This window comes from Streptomyces sp. NPDC059567, assembly GCF_042735655.1.
Classification (GTDB): domain Bacteria; phylum Actinomycetota; class Actinomycetes; order Streptomycetales; family Streptomycetaceae; genus Streptomyces.
Map to the genome: position 1 here is coordinate 53,478 of NZ_JBHWBS010000045.1, position 3,285 is coordinate 56,762.

Below are 3,285 nucleotides of genomic sequence, written 5' to 3' on the forward strand. Positions count from 1 at the left end.
CTTCGAGGAGGTCCTGGACGCGGTGCGGTCCCCGCTCCAGGCCGAGATCAAGGACCGGTCCCCCGCCCCGGCGCCCCCCCCGGGGGCTCTGTGCGTAGGCTGGGCCTTTCACCTGTCCGGTCCAGTGAAGGGATGCGCACGCCATGGCGATCGAGGTCGGCACCAAGGCCCCGGAGTTCGAGCTCAAGGACAACCACGGCCGCACCGTGAAGCTCTCCGACTTCAAGGGGGAGAAGAACGTGGTGCTGCTCTTCTACCCCTTCGCCTTCACCGGCGTCTGCACCGGCGAGCTGTGCGAGCTGCGCGACAACCTGCCGAAGTTCGTCAACGACGACACCCAGCTCCTCGCGGTCTCCAACGACTCCATCCACACCCTGCGCGTCTTCGCCGAGCAGGAGGGCCTGGAGTACCCGCTGCTCTCCGACTTCTGGAAGCACGGCGACGCCTCGCGCGCGTACGGCGTCTTCGACGAGGAGAAGGGCTGCGCCGTGCGCGGCACCTTCATCATCGACAAGGAAGGTGTCGTCCGCTGGACCGTCGTGAACGCCCTTCCGGACGCCCGGGACCTCGGCGAGTACGTCAAGGCCCTCGACACTCTCTGAACATCGGGGCGAATCGCCTGTCCAGGCCGGGAACCCGTCACTAGGATCCACTCGTTGATCCGATGCCAACGCACGACGGGGGCGCTGCCCCTGAAAACCACATGGAGGGACTCGTGGGAGTCAGCCTCAGCAAGGGCGGCAACGTCTCGCTGACCAAGGAGGCCCCTGGCCTGACCGACGTCACCGTCGGTCTCGGCTGGGACGTCCGCACCACCACCGGGACGGACTTCGACCTCGACGCCAGCGCCATTCTGGTCAGCGCGGAGGGCAAGGTCCGCAACGACCAGGACTTCGTGTTCTTCAACAACCTGAAGAGCGCCGACGGCTCGGTCGAGCACACCGGTGACAACCTCACCGGCGAGGGCGAGGGCGACGACGAGCAGGTCAAGGTCAGCCTGGCCACGGTGCCCGCCGATGTAGCCAAGATCGTCTTCCCGGTGTCGATCTACGACGCCGAGAACCGCCAGCAGTCCTTCGGCCAGGTCCGCAACGCGTTCATCCGCGTCGTGAACCAGGCCGGCGGCGCCGAGATCGCCCGGTACGACCTCTCCGAGGACGCCTCGACCGAGACCGCCATGGTCTTCGGCGAGCTGTACCGCAATGGCGCGGAGTGGAAGTTCCGCGCCGTGGGCCAGGGCTATGCCTCCGGCCTGCGGGGTATCGCGGCGGACTTCGGCGTCAACGTCTGAGTCACGCACGTCTGATCCGTCCGGCGCCGCACTCTCCGTGCGGCGCCGGACGTGCCTCATCTGCTCCACAGGCAGCACTCACCGGGGAGGAACCACACATGGGCGTCACGCTCGCCAAGGGAGGCAATGTCTCCCTCTCCAAGGCCGCACCCAACCTCACCCAGGTGCTGGTCGGCCTCGGCTGGGACGCGCGCTCCACCACCGGAGCGCCCTTCGACCTCGACGCCAGCGCCCTGCTGTGCCAGTCGGGACGGGTGCTCGGCGACGAGTACTTCGTCTTCTACAACAACCTGAAGAGCCCCGAGGGATCCGTCGAACACACCGGCGACAACCTCACCGGCGAGGGTGACGGCGACGACGAGTCGCTCATCGTGGACCTCACCAAGGTCCCGGTCCACTGCGACAAGATCATCTTCCCGGTCTCGATCCACGAGGCGGACAACCGGGGCCAGACCTTCGGCCAGGTCAGCAACGCCTTCATCCGCGTGGTGAACCAGGCGGACGGCCAGGAGCTCGCCCGCTACGACCTCTCCGAGGACGCCTCCACCGAGACCGCGATGATCTTCGGCGAGCTGTACCGGTATGGCGGCGAATGGAAGTTCCGGGCGGTGGGGCAGGGGTACGCGTCCGGCCTGCGGGGCATCGCTCTAGACTTCGGGGTCAACGTTTCGTAAAGCCGCGTACTTAAAACGATGGGGTAGACAGTGGTTCTGAAAACCTTCGGCTGGTCGTTCGCCATCACGGCGCTCGGTCTGGTCGCAGCGGTGCTCTACGGGGGGTGGGAAGCGTTCGGGATCGTCGCGATCCTGTGCATCCTCGAGATCTCGCTGTCCTTCGACAATGCGGTGGTCAACGCCGGAATCCTGAAGAAGATGAATGCCTTCTGGCAGAAGATCTTCCTCACGATCGGCATTCTGATCGCCGTCTTCGGCATGCGGCTGGTCTTCCCCGTCGTGATCGTCGCGATCAGCGCCAAGATCGGGCCCATCGAGGCCGTCGATCTCGCTCTCAACGACGCCGAGCGCTATGAGCAGCTCGTGACCGACGCACACCCGTCGATCGCGGCCTTCGGCGGCATGTTCCTGCTGATGATCTTCCTCGACTTCATCTTCGAGGACCGTGACATCAAGTGGCTCGGCTGGCTGGAGCGCCCGCTGGCCAAGCTCGGCAAGATCGACATGCTGTCGGTCTGCATCGCCCTGATCGTCCTCGCGATCAGCGCCATGACCTTCGCGACCCAGGCCCACCAGCACGGCGGAACGCACGTCGACAAGGCGTCGACCGTCCTGCTCTCCGGCGTCTTCGGCCTCATCACGTACCTCGTCGTCGGCGGTCTCTCCGGCTACTTCGAGAACAAGCTGGAGGAGGAAGAGGAGCGCGAGCACGAGGCCGAGGAAGCGGCCAAGCGCAGCGGCAAGCCGGTCTCGGCGGTGCAGCTCGCCGGCAAGGCCGCCTTCTTCATGTTCCTCTACCTCGAGGTCCTCGACGCGTCGTTCTCGTTCGACGGTGTCATCGGCGCCTTCGCCATCACCAACGACATCGTCCTCATGGCGCTCGGCCTCGGCGTCGGTGCGATGTACGTCCGTTCGCTGACGGTCTACCTGGTCCGCCAGGGCACCCTCGACGACTACGTCTACCTGGAGCACGGCGCCCACTACGCCATCGGCGCGCTCGCGGTGATCCTCATGATCTCCATCCGCTACCAGATCCCCGAGGTCGTCACCGGCCTCATCGGCGTCGCCCTGATCGGCTGGTCCTTCTGGTCCTCCGTCCGCCGCAACAGGGCCTTGGCTGCGGCCGAGGGAAAAGCTGACTCCTCGGGCAAGACCGAGGTGTCTTCCGGGGTGTGACACCCCCGGCAACGAGGAACGCTTCACTGCGGGGGGGGGCGGGGGCCGGGCGCGCGCCCCCGCGGCCGGCGAGCCGAGACTTGGGGCGGGGCGGGCCGGGGCCGGGCGCGGCGGGGCGCTTCTCGGCCCGGGCGCGCCCGCGGG

4 protein-coding genes are annotated in these 3,285 nt (G+C 66.9%); all 4 read left to right on the forward strand.

Going from position 1 to position 3,285, the window contains the following annotated elements:
* The first annotated feature begins 143 nt into the window (after positions 1-143).
* The 4 genes from ACFVZW_RS20975 to ACFVZW_RS20990 all read left to right on the forward strand — a co-directional run bounded on the left by ACFVZW_RS20975 (position 144) and on the right by ACFVZW_RS20990 (position 3,141).
* Positions 144-602, forward strand: a complete 459-nt coding sequence (locus ACFVZW_RS20975; RefSeq protein WP_384523370.1) for a peroxiredoxin — start codon at positions 144-146, stop codon at positions 600-602.
* Positions 603-715: 113 nt separating this feature from the next.
* Positions 716-1,291: a TerD family protein gene (locus ACFVZW_RS20980; protein ID WP_376437728.1), complete on the forward strand. Its 576-nt coding sequence runs from the start codon at positions 716-718 to the stop codon at positions 1,289-1,291.
* Between the two features lie 98 nt (positions 1,292-1,389).
* Positions 1,390-1,965 (forward strand): TerD family protein, encoded by a 576-nt coding sequence (locus tag ACFVZW_RS20985; protein ID WP_383551085.1) that lies wholly within the window; start codon positions 1,390-1,392, stop codon positions 1,963-1,965.
* Positions 1,966-1,995: 30 nt separating this feature from the next.
* The gene (locus ACFVZW_RS20990) at positions 1,996-3,141 is read left to right on the forward strand and encodes a DUF475 domain-containing protein (RefSeq protein ID WP_384523372.1); all 1,146 of its coding nucleotides are present in this window, start codon (positions 1,996-1,998) and stop codon (positions 3,139-3,141) included.
* The last annotated feature ends 144 nt before the right edge of the window (positions 3,142-3,285 follow it).